Raw genomic sequence first — 15197 nt, forward strand, 5'->3', positions numbered from 1 at the left:
GGCCCGCATGGCAATTCTCCTCATGGATCAGACGGCGTAGAAGCCTTCGCGCGCCCCGTCGTCCTTCCGCCGTCCATCCGTCCTGGAGTCTTCCCGTGATCACCGCTTCCGGCGTCGAGCTGCGCGCCGGCGCCCGCGTCCTCATCGAGTCCGCCACCTTCCGCATCGCCAAGGGCGACCGCATCGGCCTGGTCGGCCGCAACGGAGCGGGCAAGACGACCCTCACCAAGTGCCTCGCCGGCGAGGGCATCCCCGCCGCCGGCCAGATCGCCCGCTCGGGCCAGGTCGGCTATCTGCCCCAGGACCCGCGTACCGGTGACCTGGATGTGTTCGCCCGGGACCGCATCCTCTCCGCCCGCGGTCTCGACGTCCTGATCCGGAAGATGCGTGAGAACGAGCACCGCATCGCCACGGGCAAGGGCACCACCCGCGAGAAGGCGCTCAAGCAGTACGAGCGCCAGGAGACCGAGTTCCTGACCAAGGGCGGGTACGCCGCCGAGTCCGAGGCCGCCACCATCGCCGCCGCGCTCAACCTGCCCGACCGGGTCCTCGGCCAGCCGCTGCACACGCTCTCCGGCGGCCAGCGCCGCCGCGTCGAGCTCGCCCGGATCCTGTTCTCGGACGCCGACACGCTCCTGCTCGACGAGCCGACGAACCACCTCGACGCCGACTCGGTCGTGTGGCTGCGCGAGTACCTGAAGACCTACCGCGGCGGCTTCGTGGTCATCTCCCACGACGTCGACCTCGTGGAGACCGTCGTCAACAAGGTCTTCTACCTGGACGCCAACCGCTCCGCGATCGACATCTACAACATGGGCTGGAAGCTCTACCAGCAGCAGCGCGAGGCCGACGAGAAGCGGCGCAAGCGGGAGCGCCAGAACGCGGAGAAGAAGGCCGCCGCGCTCAACGCCCAGGCCGACAAGATGCGCGCCAAGGCCACCAAGACCGTCGCCGCGCAGAACATGGCCCGCCGCGCCGAGCGGCTGCTGGCCGGCCTGGAGGACGTGCGCCTCTCCGACAAGGTCGCGAAGCTGCGCTTCCCCGAGCCGGCGCCCTGCGGGAAGACCCCGCTGACGGCCGAGGGGCTGTCCAAGTCCTACGGCTCGCTCGAGATCTTCACCGATGTCGACCTGGCCATCGACAAGGGGTCCCGTGTGGTGGTCCTCGGCCTCAACGGCGCCGGCAAGACCACCCTGCTGCGGCTGCTCGGCGGCGTGGAGAAGCCCGACACCGGCGAGGTCCAGGAAGGCCACGGGCTGAAACTGGGCTACTACGCCCAGGAGCACGAGACGCTCGACCCGGACCGCACGGTCCTGGAGAACATGCGCTCGGCCGCCCCCGATCTGGACCTGGTGGAGGTCCGCAAGGTACTGGGATCCTTCCTGTTCTCCGGCGACGACGTCGACAAGCCGGCCGGGGTGCTCTCCGGCGGGGAGAAGACGCGGCTGGCCCTGGCCACGCTGGTGGTCTCCTCGGCGAACGTCCTGCTGCTCGACGAGCCGACGAACAACCTCGACCCGGCCAGCCGCGAGGAGATCCTGGGGGCCCTGCGCACGTACAAGGGCGCCGTCGTCCTGGTGACCCACGACGAGGGTGCCGTCGAGGCCCTGCAGCCGGAGCGGATCATCCTGCTGCCGGACGGGGTCGAGGACCTGTGGGGCGCGGACTACGCGGATCTCGTCGCCCTGGCCTGAGTCCGGCCCGGACCCGTGTCCGGTGGCCGACCGCCGGACACGAGGCCGTACGTCCGGTTCCGGGGCCCTGGAACTCCGGTCCGCCGTCCGGCGAGGTCCGGTCGGTTCCGGCCCGCGGTTCCGGTCCGTGGAGCCGGTCCGTGGAGGCGGCCCGCGGGTTCCGGTCCGTGGAGCCGGGTTCGAGCGGCCGGGCCCGGGAGGCACGGTCGGTTCCGGTCCGCGGCCACGTCCCGGGCCGCCGCGGGATCACCCCCGTGCCGGCCCGACGGTGCCGTGCCGGACGGGTCCGGGGCCTGACGGGCTCCGGCCGGTGATCCCGTCTGGGAAGATCCAACCGGACTGATCCACTCCGTATAGATCATTCGGCTCACGCGTGATCCTTCATCTGAGTGAGTGCGTCTCGTACCGCGGCGTGGCGGCGGGCCGAAGCGGCCCGCCACCCGTGTGGCCCAACGGTGCCGACGAGGGTGCCCCTGACCTGGAATTTCAGCCTCCGGGACGTTGGGACGGCCCGGAGACGGCCGCCGGAATATTGCATTCCGGCGGGGCTCCGGTGCGTCCCGCGGTCAAAGCTCGTCGTACGGACCTTGTCGAATGGGTGGCCATGAAGCCCGGTAGGGGTGATCATGAGAGTCCAGAGCGCACTTCCCATGAGGAGGCACGGGTGGCCGAGACTCTGAAGAAGGGCAGCCGGGTGACCGGCGCCGCGCGCGACAAGCTCGCGGCAGACCTGAAGAAGAAGTACGACTCCGGTGCGAGCATCCGGGCGTTGGCCGAGGAGACCGGCCGCTCGTATGGATTCGTCCACCGGATGCTCAGCGAGTCCGGAGTCACGCTGCGTGGACGCGGCGGGGCGACGCGAGGCAAGAAGGCGGCTTCGACCTGACGCCCGAGTTCCCGAGCGTCGTCTGAGGCGTACCGGTCTCCGGTGTCGGCCACCCGGCCGATCCCGCGGTCGGCCGGGTGGTTACTGTGCAGTCACTTGATGTTCGCTGCACTGACCGCACCGGAACCGGAGGCGCCTCATGACTTCGCTGGACTCTGTTCTCGACAAGGACGGCGTACGGCTCACCGTCGAAGACGCGGTGGCCACGGTGACCCTCACCAACCCGGCCAAGCGCAATGCCCAGTCCCCCGCTCTCTGGCGGGCGTTGGCCGAGGCCGGGCGGTCGCTGCCGGGTACCGTGCGGGTGGTCGTGCTGCGCGGCGAGGGGAAGTCCTTCTCCGCGGGGCTGGACCGACAGGCCTTCACGCCGGAGGGATTCGACGGCGAGCCGTCGTTCATCGATCTGGCGCGCGGCTCGGACGCCGAGCTCGACGCCGTCATCGCCGAGTACCAGGAGGCCTTCACCTGGTGGCGCCGTAACGACATCGTGTCCATCGCCGCTGTCCAGGGGCATGCGATCGGTGCCGGATTCCAGCTCGCCCTCGCCTGCGACCTGCGGGTCGTCTCGCAGGACGTGCAGTTCGCCATGCGCGAGACCAGCCTGGGTCTGGTCCCCGATCTCACGGGAACGCACCCTCTCGTCTCGCTGGTTGGGTACGCCCGTGCGCTGGAGATCTGTGCCACGGGCCGCTTCGTCCACGCCGACGAGGCGGAGCGGATCGGACTCGCCAACCTCGCCGTGGCCGCCGAGGAACTCGACGCTTCGGCGAGTGACTTGGCTGCCGCACTGCTTGCCGCGCCGCGTGACGCGGTGATCGAGACCAAGGCGCTGCTCCGTGGGGCCCAGTCCCGCACGTACGAGGACCAGCGCACCGCCGAGCGCGCCGCGCAGGCACGCCGCCTGCGTGATCTGGCGGGCCTCGCGGACTGAACGACGCGGGCCGGTCCCGCGTCCGGGACCGGCCCTGCTCGTGTGGCCGGTCCCGCCTGTGCCGCGGCGCAGAGCCGGTCGGTGTGCGACTCGTACGGCGCGGGCCGCCCCGTTCGCACGCGTCGGGCGGACCGGCCCTTCGGGCCGGGTCAGTGCCGGGTCGGTACGGGCGCCTTCGGACCGGGTCAGGGCGGGTCACGGCCGGATGCGGGGCGGGCCGCGGCGTGCGGCCGCTCGCAGGGCCTCCGCCGTGCGCCGGCGGGTTCCGTCTGCCGGAGAGCGGGCGTGCGCCCGCGGACGGCGCTCACCCGCCGGGGCCGACCTCCGTGACGAGGACCGTGACGGGAAGGGGCGACGGCAGGACCGAGGTGACCGCGGCACGGACGGCGCGGGCCACCTCCACGGGAGGATGGCCCGGCGCCGTCGCGCATTCGACCCGTACGGACGACTCGTCGGCCCGTACGGCCGCCCCGAGTGTGCGGGTGAGCCGGGCGACGCCCGGAACGGCGGCAGCGGCGGCGGTGATGACACCCCGAGGCTCCCCGGAACCCGCCTCGCCCCGCGGCTTCCCGTCACCGGCCGCGTCCTTCGCCTCAGCGGCGGCCGGGTGCTCCGGCTCCCGCGGGGAATCCGTGGGGCGTGCCGCGTCCGCCCCTTCCGGTTCCCGCGGTCCGGAGGCGGCCGGCCGCGAGGCCACGGAGGCGCCGGCCGGCCCCGGCATCGGCGCTTCGGGCGTCTCCGGCGGCCCGTCCAGCAGGGCCGTCACCCGGAGGTCGACGACCGCGACCGCCAGGCCGAGGCGTTCCCGGGCGGCTGTGAACAGGGCGGTGTGCAGCAACTCGGCCAGCTCCGGCAGGGGTACCGCTCCAGCGGCCGCGAACTCCGCCTCGATCCGCAGGGGCCCGGGAGGCAGTGCGGCCGGGGGCGGCGGGACGGCCGGCGTCCCGGCCGAGCCGGGGTCGGCGAGTCCGGTCCGGATGGTGCCCGGCACCACACCGGGCACCTCCCCGGCAGCCCGCCGCAGCACCGGCTCCGCCGCCCGTTCCGCCAGCCAGGCGCCGTCCTCCGCGGTACCGAGCGGAAGCAGTCTGCCCAGCCCCAGCCGGGCCCGTACCGCCCCGGTCCAGCCCTCGGCCGTCGTCATCCGTACCGCCTCGTCATTGCTCCAGCCTGCCGCATCCACCGGCGCGGGAGCGGGCAAGCGGACTTAGTGTGGTCAGCGTAGTCGGGAGTTCACCACCGCCCGGAAAGGTACGCATGGCGATGACCGACACGGATGTCAGTGTGACCAAGGAACCGGCCGGCACGGTACGGCGGGGCGGCGGCGATCCGGCCACCCGGGGCCGTACCACCATCGCCGACGGAGTCGTCGAGAAGATCGCCGCGCTCGCGGCCCGTGACGTGGTCGGTGTCCACACGATGGGCAGCGGCCTCTCCCGCACCTTCGGCGCGGTGCGCGACCGGGTGCCCGGAGGCAAACCGCCCGTCACCCGAGGGGTGAAGGCCGAGGTCGGCGAGAAGCAGACCGCCCTCGACCTCGAGATCGTCGTCGACTACGGCGTCGCGATCGCCGATGTGGCCCGCGCCGTGCGCGAGAACGTCGTCGCCGCGGTCGAGCGGATGACCGGCCTGGAAGTCGTCGAGGTCAACATCGCCGTCGGCGATGTGAAACTTCCGGACGAGGAAGACGAAGAGACGGAACCGCGGATCCAGTAGCGGAGCTCACGAGAGGAGCCCGTAATGAGCATGGCGGTGGCCGGTCTGCTGGCCGGAATGGCACTCGGATTCGCCGGGTACTTCGGTGGGTTCGCGGCGTTCCTGCTGGTGGCGGCTCTGGGGGTGGTCGGGTTCGTCGTCGGGCGCATCCTCGACGGCGATCTCGAACCGGGCGACGTCTTCAGGGGCCGCGAGCACGGCGACCGGCGGGGGTGACCCGGCGTGGCCGCCGAGACACCCGCGTCCCCGGTCCCGTCGGCACCGTCGGCGGGTCCGCCCGCACCGGTGCCCCCGCGCGCCGGAGGAGAGGGGATCCGCCCCGCCGAACGGGGGGCGATCACGATCGCCGACCGGGTGGTCGCGAAGATCGCCGCCCAGGCGGCCCGTGAGGCACTCACCCATGTGCCGGAAGGCGGATCCGCACCCCACGCGACGGTCGCCGTTCACCACGACCACGCCCGGGTGCGGATCAGCCTCGAACTCGACTACCCGTGCGACATCGGAGGCCAGTGCCGTGACGTGCGTCGCCATGTCGCGGAGCGGGTAGAGGCGTTGGCGGGAATGGCGGTGCCGGAGGTCGCCGTACAGGTCGAGCGGCTGCACTCCGTCCACACGCGCCGGGCTGCCCAGGGGAGGCTCCGATGAGCGAACCGGTGAAGGGATCCGTGCGGGGGAGCGAACCGGCCGGAGGTTCCGTACGGGACCTGGACCAGTCTGCCTCCTCCGCCGCGTACCGGCCGCTGCCCGCGGCCGAGGAGGACGACGGTGGCCACCGCCGCTTCTGGTCGCGGCGGCGGATTCCCGCCGCGCTGCTCGCGCTGGTCGTGACGGCCGGGGCGGGGCTGCTGCTGTTCGACGTCGTCTCCGTGCGGGCCGAGCGGCCCGGGATGCGCTGGCGGCGGTCGCTCGCCGACGAACTGGCGAGCAGACCGGTGGACGACACCTGGGTGCTGGCGGGCGCGGGGGCGGCCGTCGTGGTCGGAGCGTGGCTGGTGGCGCTCGCCGTGACACCGGGGCTGCGGAATCTGCTGCCCATGCGCCGCCGGGCGGGCGAGGGGGACGTACGGGCGGGACTCGACCGGGATGCCGCGGAACTGGTGCTGCGCGACCGGGCGATGGAGGTCTCGGGAGTGCAGTCCGTGCGGGTGCGGGTGAGGCGGTCCCGGGTCGGGGTACGGGCGGTGTCCCACTTCCGTGAACTCGACGAGGTCCGGTCCGACCTGGACACGGTGCTGGGCGACGGCATCCGCGAGCTCGGGCTGGTGCGGCGGCCGGCCCTGTCCGTGCAGGTGCGCCGCCCGGCGAAGAAGGGGTGAGCGGAATGCTCCGGGGCGTCAACCGCGTACTGATCGGGCTGGCCGGTCTGGTGCTCGTCCTGCTGGGGGGAGCGGTTCTGGCAGCGGGGCTGGGGCTGCCGGTCCCGTCCTGGTGGCCGTGGCGGGGAGCCGGGACCGTACTGCTGAGCGAGAGCCGGCGGCAGCGGTGGGAGGACCACGGCTGGTGGTGGCCCGTGGTGATCGCGGCGCTGGCGGTCGCCGTCCTCCTCGCGCTCTGGTGGCTGCTGGCGCAGTTCCGCCGCTCGCGGCTGGCCGAGGTGCTGGTGGACAGCGGGGACGGGGAGGGGGCGCTGTTGCGGGGGCGCGCCATGGAGGCCGTGCTCGAGCGGGAGGCCGAGGGCCTGGACGGCGTATCCCGTACCCAGGTCGTACTGCACGGCCGCCGCACCGCCCCGGCGGCCCGTGTGCGCCTTCTCCTCGAACCCTTCGCGTCGCCGGGCGAGACGCTGCACCGCCTGTCGGCCGAGGCCCTGGCGCACGCGCGCGACTCGGCGGGGCTGGCGTCGCTGCCCGCGGAGGTCCGGCTGCGGGCCCAGAGGCACCGGGCGAAGCGTGTGACATGACCCGGGCCGACGGGTCGGGGGCGGAGCGCCGCCGCGGGCGGGACGCGCTCGGCAGGTCGCCGCCGTTCCCGGGCGCCCCGCCGGAGTGATCCCTTTTCACTGGTATTCCGGATACGTCCCCCGATGAGTTCCGGGTTCGTGCGGCGTTCGGGATGCGAGCGGGCAGGCGCACTGGTTCGCTGAGAGGGGTCCGCTGAAAGCGACGTCCGAGGAGGCCATGAGCATGTCAGACGAAGTCGGCGGCCGGGTCCGGCAGATGCGGCAGAAGGCCGAGGAGCTGAAGCAGGCCGCGGATCGCGTGAGCGATCCCGAGGAGAGCCGGCGGCTCAAGGAGAAGGCGCGCAGGCTCCAGGAACAGAGTGAGCAGGAGAGCACGATGGGTTCCGGGGACATCTACCCCATGGAGTGACCCTCCGTACCGTACACACCGGCCGGTGACCGTCCGGGTCATCGGCCGGTGCGTACGGCCGGCTCGGCCGACGTGGCCCGGGCGTGGTGCGTACGCCGGCTCGTGTTCGGCCGGCGTGGGCCCGGGCGTGGTGCGTACGGGCCCACGCCCTGGTGCGTTCGGCCGGGACGCGCTCGGGCAGTGCGGGGCTCCGGTCGCGTCTGCCCGGGCGGCACGTGACGGCCGGGTGGGTGTCCGGGCCGCCCCTGCCCGGCCGGGTGACCGCACAGGCACCCGCCGGTGTGCGCACGGGGCAGGCGGCCTCACGCACACCCCGTCAGAAACCGGACCTCGCCCCGCCGTCCACCGGCAGCATCACGCCCGTGAGGTACGACGCCGCGGGCGACAGCATGAACGCCGCCGTGCGTCCGAACTCCTCCGGCGTGCCGTAGCGCCGCAGCGGAATGCGGGACTCGTTGGCCGCACGGGCCGCGTCCACGTCCCCCGACAGCGCGTCGAGCTCGCGCACCCGGTCGGTGTCGATACGGGCAGGCAGCAGTCCCACGACGCGGATCCCGCGCGGGCCCAGCTCGTCCGAGAGCGATTTGGCGAAACCGGCCAGACCGGGACGCAGGCCGTTCGAGATGGTCAGGCCGGGAATCGGCTCGTGGACCGAGCCGGACAGCACGAAGCCGACGACCCCGCCCTCACCCAGCGCCGCCGCCGCGCCCCGGGCCAGCCTGACCGCGCCCAGGAACACCGACTCGAACGCCGTCTGCCACTGCTCGTCCGTGTTGTCCGCGACGAAGCCCGGCGGGGGGCCTCCGACGCTGATCAGTACGCCGTCGAAGCGGCCGAAGTGCGCCCGGGCGGCGCCGATCAGCCGCTCGGCGGTATCGGGGTCGGCGTTGTCGGCCGCGACGCCGACGGCGTCGCGGCCGATCCCGGCCGCCGCGTCCGCGGCGGCCTTCGCGTCCCGTCCGGTGATGATCAGCTTCGCGCCCTCGGCGGCCAGTGCCCGGGCGGCGGCGTTGCCCAGCCCGCGGGTCGCCCCGGTCACGACGTAGACGCGGTCCTTCAGTCCAAGATCCATGGCCCTATCCTGCCGCGCCGCGTGCGGCGAGAGCCAGGGCGGAGCCCACCAGTCCCACATGGCTGAACGCCTGCGGGAAGTTCCCGAGCTGCCGCCGCGCCACCGGGTCGTACTCCTCCGCCAGCAGGCCGACGTCGCTGCGCAGTTCAAGCAACCGCTCGAAGAGGTCCTTGGCCTCCTCCACCCGCCCGGTCGCACGGAGGGCGTCGACCATCCAGAACGAGCAGACGAGGAACGTTCCTTCACGGCCGGGCAGCCCGTCGACGGACGGCCCCTTCGTGCTGTAGCGGTTGATCAGCCCGTTCCGGCCCAGCCCGGCCCGCACCGCGTCGACCGTGCCCACGACCCTCGGGTCGTCGGGCGGGAGGAAGCCCACCCGGGGAATGAGCAGTGCCGAGGCGTCCAGCTCCTCGGAACCGTAGTACTGGGTGAAGGTGTTCCGCTCCGCGTCGAACCCCCTGTCGCACACCTCCCGGTGCACCGCGTCCCGCATCGCCCGCCACCGGGTCACATCGCCGGGGAGCCCGGGGGCGTCCTCCAGCGTCCGTACGGCGCGGTCGGCCGCCACCCACGCCATCACCTTGGAGAACACGAAGTGGCGCCGCGGCCCGCGCACTTCCCACAAGCCCTCGTCGGGCTCCCGCCACGTCGACTCCAGGAAGCCCAGCAGACTCAGCTGGAGGTTCCAGGCGTGCGGCGGGGACTCCAGACCGGCCTCGCGGCCGAGCCACAGCGCGTCCATGACCTCGCCGTAGACGTCGAGCTGGAGTTGGTCGACGGCGCCGTTGCCGATCCGTACCGGCCCGGAGCCCTCGTAGCCGCGCAGCCAGGGCAGTTCGGTCTCCGGCAGCCTGCGTTCCCCGGCCACCCCGTACATGATCTGGAGCCCCGAGGGGTCACCCGCCACCGCGCGCACCAGCCAGTCCCGCCATGCCGCGGCCTCGTCGACGTAGCCGGTGGAGAGGAGCGCGCGGAGTGTCAGTGTGGAGTCGCGCAGCCAGCAGTAGCGGTAGTCCCAGTTCCGTACGCCGCCGGGATCCTCGGGAAGGGAGGTCGTGGGAGCGGCGACGATCCCGCCCGTCGGAGCGTACGTCAGCGCCTTCAGGGTGATCAGCGAGCGGACCACGGCGTCCCGGTACGGTCCCTCGTAGCCGCACCGCGCCGACCACTCCTGCCAGTCGTCCACGCTCGCACCCAGCGCGTGGAAGGGGTCGACGAGTCGGGGAGCCGGCTCGTGCGAGGGGTGCCAGGTGAGGACGAACGCCACGCTCTGGCCGGCGCCGACGGTGAACGACGAGACGGTGCTGAACTGCTGGCCCCAGGTCTTCACCGGCACGGAGTCAGGGTTCTCGAGCCGCAGCCACACGGAGTCGGGGCCGGCGACCGCGATCCGGTGGTCGTCCGCCCGCCGCATCCACGGGACGACCGAGCCGTAGTCGAAGCGCAGCCGCAGGGTCGCGTTCATCTCGACGCTGCCGCTGACGCCCTCCACGATCCGTACGACGTCGGGGGCCTTGTCGCGCTGCGGCATGAAGTCGGTGACCTTGACCGTGCCGGTCCGCGTCTCCCAGAACGACTCGAGGACGAGCGTGCCCGGGACGTAGCGGCGGCGGGTGCAGCTCCCGGCGCCCTTGGGCGCGAGCCGCCAGTGGCCGTTGTCGTCGTCGCCGAGCAGTGCCGCGAAGCAGGCTCCGGAGTCGAAGCGCGGCAGGCACAGCCAGTCGACCGAGCCGTCCCTGCCCACCAGACCCGCGGTCTGCAGATCGCCGATCAGGGCGTAGTCCTCGATGCGTTGGGTCACGACATGCCGTTTTCCCTCGCTGACGGCGGCCTAAGCGGTTGCGCCGACCTCGCGGGAGACGGGCTTCGCGGGCGGAGAGCGCCCGGGCGGCCCTCGGGGGTTCGGGGACGGTGGGCCACGGCTCAGCCGCCTTCGGGGCCGCGGGCCGCGGGGCCCGTTGGACGGGCCTTCCCCGGGGCGGGATCCTGGCCCGTGCCGGTCCCGCCCGTCGGGCTCCGCCGGGACGGTCCCGTCCGTCGGGCTCCGCCGGGACGGTCCCGTCCGTCGGGCTCCGCCGGGACGCTCCGGCGAGCCTGGCCGCGTCGCCGGGGCCGGGCCTGCGGCTCAGCTCGCCGTCGCGCCCGCCGTCGCGGGAGTTTCCGCGGCAGCCGGTTCGGCGGCCGCCGCGGTCCGGTCGCGCTTCTCGCGGCGTACCAGGACCACCCAGCCCACCGGGACACCGGCCGCGAACAGCCACCACTGGACCGCGTACGCCATGTGCGCGCCGATGGAGTCGTGGTCGGGCTCCGCGATCAGTTCGGGGGTGCCGCCGACCGGCTCGGGGGCGGTCTGCTGCAGGTAGCCGCCGAGCACCGGCCGGCCCAGGCTCATGGCCTGCTGCTCGCTGTCGATCAGCATGATCTGACGCGGCGGCAGCCCGCTGAGGTCCTTGATCCCGCTCGCGTCGGTGGTCTCGTCCGCCATGAGCCGGCCCGTGACGGTGACCCGGCCCTTCGGCGCCGGTGGCACGGCCGGGTACGCGGTCTGGTCGGCCGCCGCGGGCACCCAGCCCCGGTTGACCAGGACGGCACGGCCGTCGGCGAGGACCAGCGGGGTGAGGACGTGCACCCCGACCCGCTCGTCGTTGTCGGTGCGGCGGCGCACGACGACCTCGTGGGCGGTGTCGTACGTGCCCGTGGCCGTGGCGTGCCGCCAGTAGTCCGCGCGCGGGACGGTGTGCCCCGGGGAGGTCAGCTCCGTGACGGGTACCGGCCGTGCGGCGAGGTTGTCCGCGATCAGCGCGTTCTGCGCGACGCGGCGCTCGTGCCGGTGCAGCTGCCAGTAGCCCAGCTCGACCATCACGGGAATGAGGACGAGGCTGACGAGGGTGAGGATCACCCACTGCCGGGACAACAGGAAGCGGTACACCCCACGACCGTACAACTCGGTCGTGGGGTGTCCGGCGGCAGGGTCACGGGCGTGGCCCGGGAACGTGCCGGCAGGGAGGAGGGGCGGGGCGGGTGCCGGGAGGCCGCGGGGTCACACCTTGTCGACGATGCCCGTCCTCCCCTCGGCGCGGGCGCAGTGCCCGCCGCAGTACCAGTGGCCCTGGACCTCGACGCCCTGGCCGATGATCTGGACCCTGCAGTGCTCGCAGATGGGGGCCATCCGGTGGATGGCGCAGGAGAAGCAGTCGAAGACGTGCACCGCGCCCTGCGCGTGCACCTCGAAGGACATGCCGTAGTCGTTTCCGCAGACCTCGCAACGTGCCATGCGCCGCATGCTCCGGAGGGCGGCGGACCGGAGCAAGATTCCTCCGGGCGGGTCGGGGCGGCTGCACCCGACCGGCGCACGCGCCGGGCCGCCCGGCCTCCGTCCGTGACCCGTACGCCCGGGAGGCCCGACGGGCCGAAGGCCGTCGGCGGGGCGTCACGCCTCGGCCGGCGCGACGTCCCTGAGGAGCTGGGTGAACGCGGCCTCGTCGATGATCGGCGTCCCGTACGACCTCGCCCGGACCGTCTTCGACGTGGGGGCCTCCGGGTCATTCGTCACCAGGAGGCTCGTCAGCCGGGAGACGCTCGTCGCGACATGGAGGCCGGCCTCGACGGCACGGTCCTCCAGCAGTTCCCGCTCGACCGAGGTGTCGCCCGAGAAGGCCACTCGCATGCCCTGTCTGAGCGGTTTGTCCGCCTCGTAGCGCCCCGGGTTCGGGTACGGGCACGGCGGCCGCTTGCGTGACGGTCGCCAGCCGTTCGGCCGGTAGGAGGACCTCGACGCCTGCCGGCCGATCCGCGGCGCGGAGGGCGTCGTGGACCACTCCGTGAGCGCACGGCACTCCAGCAGGGGCAGCCGCACGCCCCGCTCGGCCGCCGTGTGCAGACTCGGCCGGAATGCCTCCGCCAGCACCCGGGCGTCGTCCAGGGCGTTGTGCGCGTGGCGCTGGACGACACCGAAGTGTGCCGCGAGCGACTCCAGCTTGTGGTTGGGCAGGGGCAGCGACAGCTCCTTGGACAACGCGATGGTGCACAGCCGCTGGCGCACGGGTGCGACGTGCTCCGCCCGCGCGTACTCCCTGGCGATCATGGACCAGTCGAAGACGGCGTTGTGCGCGACGAGCACCCGGCCGTCCAGCCGGTGCGCGAACTCCTGGGCGATGTCACCGAAGAGCGGCGCGCCCTCCAGCATGTCGCTCGTCAGTCCGTGGATCCACACCGGACCGGGATCCCGCTCGGGGTTGACCAGGGAGTACCAGTGGTCCTCGACGTTTCCCTGGGCGTCCAGGCGGTAGACGGCAGCCGACACTATCCGGTCGTCGCGGGCGAGGCCGGTGGTCTCCACGTCGACGACCGCGTACCCCCGTGGATACGCGGCCGGCCACGCTGCTGCTGTCGTACCGTTGTCGAGCATGGTCACAGAGCTTACGGGCCGCCACTGACACGAAAGGCTCCGGCCCGTGTACGCCCGGGCCCGGACACGGCCGGCGGGACGCACGCCTGGGCGGCCGTCAGGCCCGCACGGGAGCGGTGGAATTCACCACGAGACCGGTGCGGATCCCGCCGGATATGTTCGGAATTCCCTGTCGGGGCGGTATGCGGCCCGCTCGGGCCTCAGGTGTTCCCCTGGGCCAGCAGGGACTTGACCAGCGCCCGCAGGGACGCGGCGAACAGCCGCTCCGGGTCGGCGGGGCGCGCCAGCGCACGGGCCAGGGCCGGGTCCTTGCGCGCGCTCACGGACTTCCGCGGCAGCTCCCGTCCGGGTTCCCCCGCCGGCGCCGGCCCGCGCGCGCACTCGACCAGGACGAAGCCGACCACCTGGAACTGCACCGCGCGGACCGCCTCGGCGGCTCGCGCTCCCCGCAGTCCGGCGGTGTGCACCTCGCGGACGAGCGCGCGCTGTGCGGGCAGGAACACCCGCTCGGTCAGGCCGCGTTCATGGACCATGGCGATCAGATGGGGTCGGGCGTGCAGTTCGCCGCGCAGCCGGCGGGCGACCGAGGCGATCCGGGTGGCCGGGGTGCGTCCGGTCGGCTGTATCGCCCCCATCTCCTCCACCGCCCGATCCATGAGCGCGTCGAGCAGCGACTCGCGATTGCCGATGTGCCAGTAGATGGAGGTCACGGCCGTACCGAGCCGGGCGGCGAGCCCCCGCATGGTGAGCGCGTCGGGGCCGTGCTGTTTCACGAGGTCGTCCGCTGCCTCCAGCACCTGCTCGCGGGTCAGTACGGTACGTGACATGTAACCCCCATCTGCGGTCAACCCCGTTGAGGAAACGGATCCTTGTTCTCCATCGGCCGACGGTGTAACTGCGTTACAGGCGGGTGCCCGGCGGTATACCTCGCACCGGCACCGCCTCCGGCGCGCGTGTGGCGTCCGTCCCCGCGCCGCCGGGAGTGAGACCCTCCCTGGCGTGACGCAACCGACACCCCACCACGAGCCCCACGACACCTCCATGGGCACCCGCCTCAACTGGCTCCGCGCCGCGGTCCTCGGCGCCAACGACGGCATCGTGTCGACCGCGGGCCTCGTGGTCGGCGTGGCCGGTGCGACGAGCGACCGCGCGGCGCTGCTGACCGCCGGACTCGCCGGACTGCTCGCCGGATCCATGTCGATGGCCGCGGGCGAGTACGTCTCGGTCTCGACCCAGCGCGACTCGGAGAAGGCGGCCCTGGCCCTGGAGAAGCGGGAGCTCAGCGAACAGCCCGCGGCCGAACTCGACGAACTGACCGCTCTGCTGGCGGCCCGCGGCCTCTCCCGCGAGGTCGCCCGCGCGGCGGCGGAGCAGCTCACCGCACGCGACGCGCTCCGCGCCCACGCCGGGGTCGAGCTCGGCATCAACCCCGACGAACTCGCCAACCCCTGGCACGCGGCCGGCGCCAGCTTCCTGGCCTTCACGGTGGGTGCCCTGCTGCCGCTGCTGGCCATCGTCCTGCCGTCGACCACCGCCCGGCTGCCGGTGACGGTCGTGTCGGTGCTGCTCGCCCTCGCCTTCACCGGGTGGTGGAGCGCCCGCCTCGGCGCGGCTCCGGCCGGGCGGGCGATGGTGCGCAACGTGTGCGGGGGCGCGCTGGCGATGGGGGTCACGTACGCGGCGGGCTCGCTGCTGGGGGCCGCGGGGATCTGACGCCGCCGCGCCGCACCTCCCCGCACACTCGGCGGAAGTCGCCACGCCCTGCCCGCGGGGCGGCTTCCGGTGCTCGCCCGGCAGCGACGGCGGCCAGGGCGGGGCCGTGCGCGTCCCGTTCGCCGACGCGACCCTGGTCGGGCTCCCCGCCGCCGCGCTCTCCGACGAACGGCTGCCGGCCGCGCTCCTCGCCCTCTCCGACGTCCTCGGCAGGGCCACCACGCCGCGCTCGGCGCGGGCGTCACCAAGGGCAGCACCGTCGACGTCGTCGGTGACGGCACGGTCGGCCCGTCTCCGGTCCCCGACCTGACGGTCGGTCTGGACGGCGTCCCCGAGGGCTACCGAGCCATGGACGGGCGCACGGCCCTGAAGGTCCTCGTCAAGCCCTGAGCCGCCGGGGGGCCGCGCCGGACCTCCCGGCCGGGTTCGTCCGGTGAAACCGCGTCAGCCGGTACGGCAGCCGCCGTC

General features: G+C 73.4%; 17 protein-coding genes and 1 pseudogene. 11 read left to right on the forward strand and 7 right to left on the reverse strand.

The genetic code is table 11. The features are described from left to right. The first annotated feature begins 95 nt into the window (after nt 1–95). The 3 genes from FEF34_RS30390 (at nt 96) to FEF34_RS30400 (ending at nt 3511) form a co-directional block, all read left to right on the forward strand. Entirely contained in the window at nt 96–1694 is a 1599-nt protein-coding gene (locus FEF34_RS30390) for an ABC-F family ATP-binding cassette domain-containing protein (RefSeq protein WP_138056018.1), read from the forward strand. Nucleotides 1695–2358: 664 nt separating this feature from the next. Beyond that, the gene (locus tag FEF34_RS30395) at nt 2359–2580 is read left to right on the forward strand and encodes a helix-turn-helix domain-containing protein (protein WP_017948860.1); all 222 of its coding nucleotides are present in this window, start codon (nt 2359–2361) and stop codon (nt 2578–2580) included. Nucleotides 2581–2719: 139 nt separating this feature from the next. Continuing rightward, nucleotides 2720–3511 carry an enoyl-CoA hydratase/isomerase family protein gene (locus tag FEF34_RS30400; protein ID WP_138056019.1) on the forward strand — a complete coding sequence of 264 codons (792 nt, stop codon included), beginning with the start codon at nt 2720–2722 and terminating at the stop codon, nt 3509–3511. Nucleotides 3512–3815: 304 nt separating this feature from the next. On the opposite strand, the gene FEF34_RS30405 is transcribed toward FEF34_RS30400, so the two are convergent. Further along, entirely contained in the window at nt 3816–4712 is an 897-nt protein-coding gene (locus tag FEF34_RS30405) for a hypothetical protein (RefSeq protein ID WP_407698317.1), read from the reverse strand. 62 nt (nt 4713–4774) lie between these two features. Here FEF34_RS30405 and FEF34_RS30410 point away from each other — a divergent pair, with 62 nt between their 5' ends. The 6 genes from FEF34_RS30410 (at nt 4775) to FEF34_RS30435 (ending at nt 7536) form a co-directional block, all read left to right on the forward strand. Then, nucleotides 4775–5227 carry an Asp23/Gls24 family envelope stress response protein gene (locus tag FEF34_RS30410; protein WP_171053152.1) on the forward strand — a complete coding sequence of 151 codons (453 nt, stop codon included), beginning with the start codon at nt 4775–4777 and terminating at the stop codon, nt 5225–5227. Between the two features lie 24 nt (nt 5228–5251). Further along, nucleotides 5252–5443 carry a hypothetical protein gene (locus FEF34_RS30415; RefSeq protein WP_138056021.1) on the forward strand — a complete coding sequence of 64 codons (192 nt, stop codon included), beginning with the start codon at nt 5252–5254 and terminating at the stop codon, nt 5441–5443. A 6-nt stretch (nt 5444–5449) separates the two neighbouring features. Continuing rightward, on the forward strand, nt 5450–5872 hold the full coding sequence (locus FEF34_RS30420; RefSeq protein ID WP_138056022.1) for an Asp23/Gls24 family envelope stress response protein: 423 nt from the start codon (nt 5450–5452) through the stop codon (nt 5870–5872). Beyond that, nucleotides 5869–6543, forward strand: coding sequence for a DUF6286 domain-containing protein (locus FEF34_RS30425; RefSeq protein ID WP_138056023.1), 675 nt, complete (start codon nt 5869–5871; stop codon nt 6541–6543). The genes FEF34_RS30420 and FEF34_RS30425 overlap by 4 nt, the downstream gene beginning before the upstream one ends. Nucleotides 6544–6548: 5 nt before the next feature. Further along, on the forward strand, nt 6549–7127 hold the full coding sequence (gene amaP / locus FEF34_RS30430) for an alkaline shock response membrane anchor protein AmaP (RefSeq protein WP_138057818.1): 579 nt from the start codon (nt 6549–6551) through the stop codon (nt 7125–7127). 217 nt (nt 7128–7344) lie between these two features. Continuing rightward, on the forward strand, nt 7345–7536 hold the full coding sequence (locus FEF34_RS30435; RefSeq protein WP_171053153.1) for a DUF6381 family protein: 192 nt from the start codon (nt 7345–7347) through the stop codon (nt 7534–7536). Nucleotides 7537–7852: 316 nt separating this feature from the next. Here the strand turns inward: FEF34_RS30435 and FEF34_RS30440 are convergent, their stop codons facing one another. From FEF34_RS30440 to FEF34_RS30465, 6 genes are all read right to left on the reverse strand, one after another. Continuing rightward, nucleotides 7853–8608, reverse strand: a complete 756-nt coding sequence (locus FEF34_RS30440; RefSeq protein ID WP_138056025.1) for an SDR family oxidoreductase — start codon at nt 8606–8608, stop codon at nt 7853–7855. 4 nt (nt 8609–8612) lie between these two features. Further along, nucleotides 8613–10409, reverse strand: a complete 1797-nt coding sequence (locus tag FEF34_RS30445; RefSeq protein ID WP_138056026.1) for a glycoside hydrolase family 15 protein — start codon at nt 10407–10409, stop codon at nt 8613–8615. A gap of 324 nt (nt 10410–10733) precedes the next feature. After that, the gene (locus FEF34_RS30450) at nt 10734–11537 is read right to left on the reverse strand and encodes an SURF1 family cytochrome oxidase biogenesis protein (RefSeq protein ID WP_138056027.1); all 804 of its coding nucleotides are present in this window, start codon (nt 11535–11537) and stop codon (nt 10734–10736) included. Between the two features lie 111 nt (nt 11538–11648). Next, complete coding sequence (locus FEF34_RS30455; RefSeq protein WP_017948874.1) at nt 11649–11882, reverse strand: hypothetical protein; 234 nt, start codon at nt 11880–11882, stop codon at nt 11649–11651. A gap of 156 nt (nt 11883–12038) precedes the next feature. Next, nucleotides 12039–13016: a DEDDh family exonuclease gene (locus FEF34_RS30460; protein ID WP_138056028.1), complete on the reverse strand. Its 978-nt coding sequence runs from the start codon at nt 13014–13016 to the stop codon at nt 12039–12041. Nucleotides 13017–13216: 200 nt separating this feature from the next. Beyond that, the gene (locus FEF34_RS30465) at nt 13217–13843 is read right to left on the reverse strand and encodes a TetR/AcrR family transcriptional regulator (protein WP_138056029.1); all 627 of its coding nucleotides are present in this window, start codon (nt 13841–13843) and stop codon (nt 13217–13219) included. Nucleotides 13844–14057: 214 nt separating this feature from the next. On the opposite strand from FEF34_RS30465, the gene FEF34_RS30470 reads away from it, so the two are divergent. Next, a complete protein-coding gene (locus FEF34_RS30470; RefSeq protein ID WP_407698364.1) occupies nt 14058–14729 on the forward strand; it encodes a VIT1/CCC1 transporter family protein in 672 nt (223 codons plus the stop codon). A gap of 43 nt (nt 14730–14772) precedes the next feature. Next, nucleotides 14773–15017: pseudogene (locus FEF34_RS30475) on the forward strand (IMP dehydrogenase); the annotation flags it as partial. Nucleotides 15018–15197: the final 180 nt, after the last annotated feature.

This window comes from Streptomyces marianii, assembly GCF_005795905.1.
GTDB classification, from domain to species: domain Bacteria; phylum Actinomycetota; class Actinomycetes; order Streptomycetales; family Streptomycetaceae; genus Streptomyces; species Streptomyces marianii.

Excerpts from the sequence above, each read along its gene's own strand:
- FEF34_RS30400 (WP_138056019.1), top strand. The coding sequence starts at position 2,720 with ATGACTTCGCTGGACTCTGTTCTCGACAAGGACGGCGTACGGCTCACC.
- FEF34_RS30410 (WP_171053152.1), top strand. The coding sequence starts at position 4,775 with ATGACCGACACGGATGTCAGTGTGACCAAGGAACCGGCCGGCACGGTA.
- FEF34_RS30415 (WP_138056021.1), top strand. The coding sequence starts at position 5,252 with ATGAGCATGGCGGTGGCCGGTCTGCTGGCCGGAATGGCACTCGGATTC.
- FEF34_RS30425 (WP_138056023.1), top strand. The coding sequence starts at position 5,869 with ATGAGCGAACCGGTGAAGGGATCCGTGCGGGGGAGCGAACCGGCCGGA.
- amaP (WP_138057818.1), top strand. The coding sequence starts at position 6,549 with ATGCTCCGGGGCGTCAACCGCGTACTGATCGGGCTGGCCGGTCTGGTG.
- FEF34_RS30435 (WP_171053153.1), top strand. The coding sequence starts at position 7,345 with ATGAGCATGTCAGACGAAGTCGGCGGCCGGGTCCGGCAGATGCGGCAG.
- FEF34_RS30440 (WP_138056025.1), bottom strand. The coding sequence starts at position 8,608 with ATGGATCTTGGACTGAAGGACCGCGTCTACGTCGTGACCGGGGCGACC.
- FEF34_RS30455 (WP_017948874.1), bottom strand. The coding sequence starts at position 11,882 with ATGGCACGTTGCGAGGTCTGCGGAAACGACTACGGCATGTCCTTCGAG.
- FEF34_RS30460 (WP_138056028.1), bottom strand. The coding sequence starts at position 13,016 with ATGCTCGACAACGGTACGACAGCAGCAGCGTGGCCGGCCGCGTATCCA.
- FEF34_RS30465 (WP_138056029.1), bottom strand. The coding sequence starts at position 13,843 with ATGTCACGTACCGTACTGACCCGCGAGCAGGTGCTGGAGGCAGCGGAC.
- FEF34_RS30470 (WP_407698364.1), top strand. The coding sequence starts at position 14,058 with ATGGGCACCCGCCTCAACTGGCTCCGCGCCGCGGTCCTCGGCGCCAAC.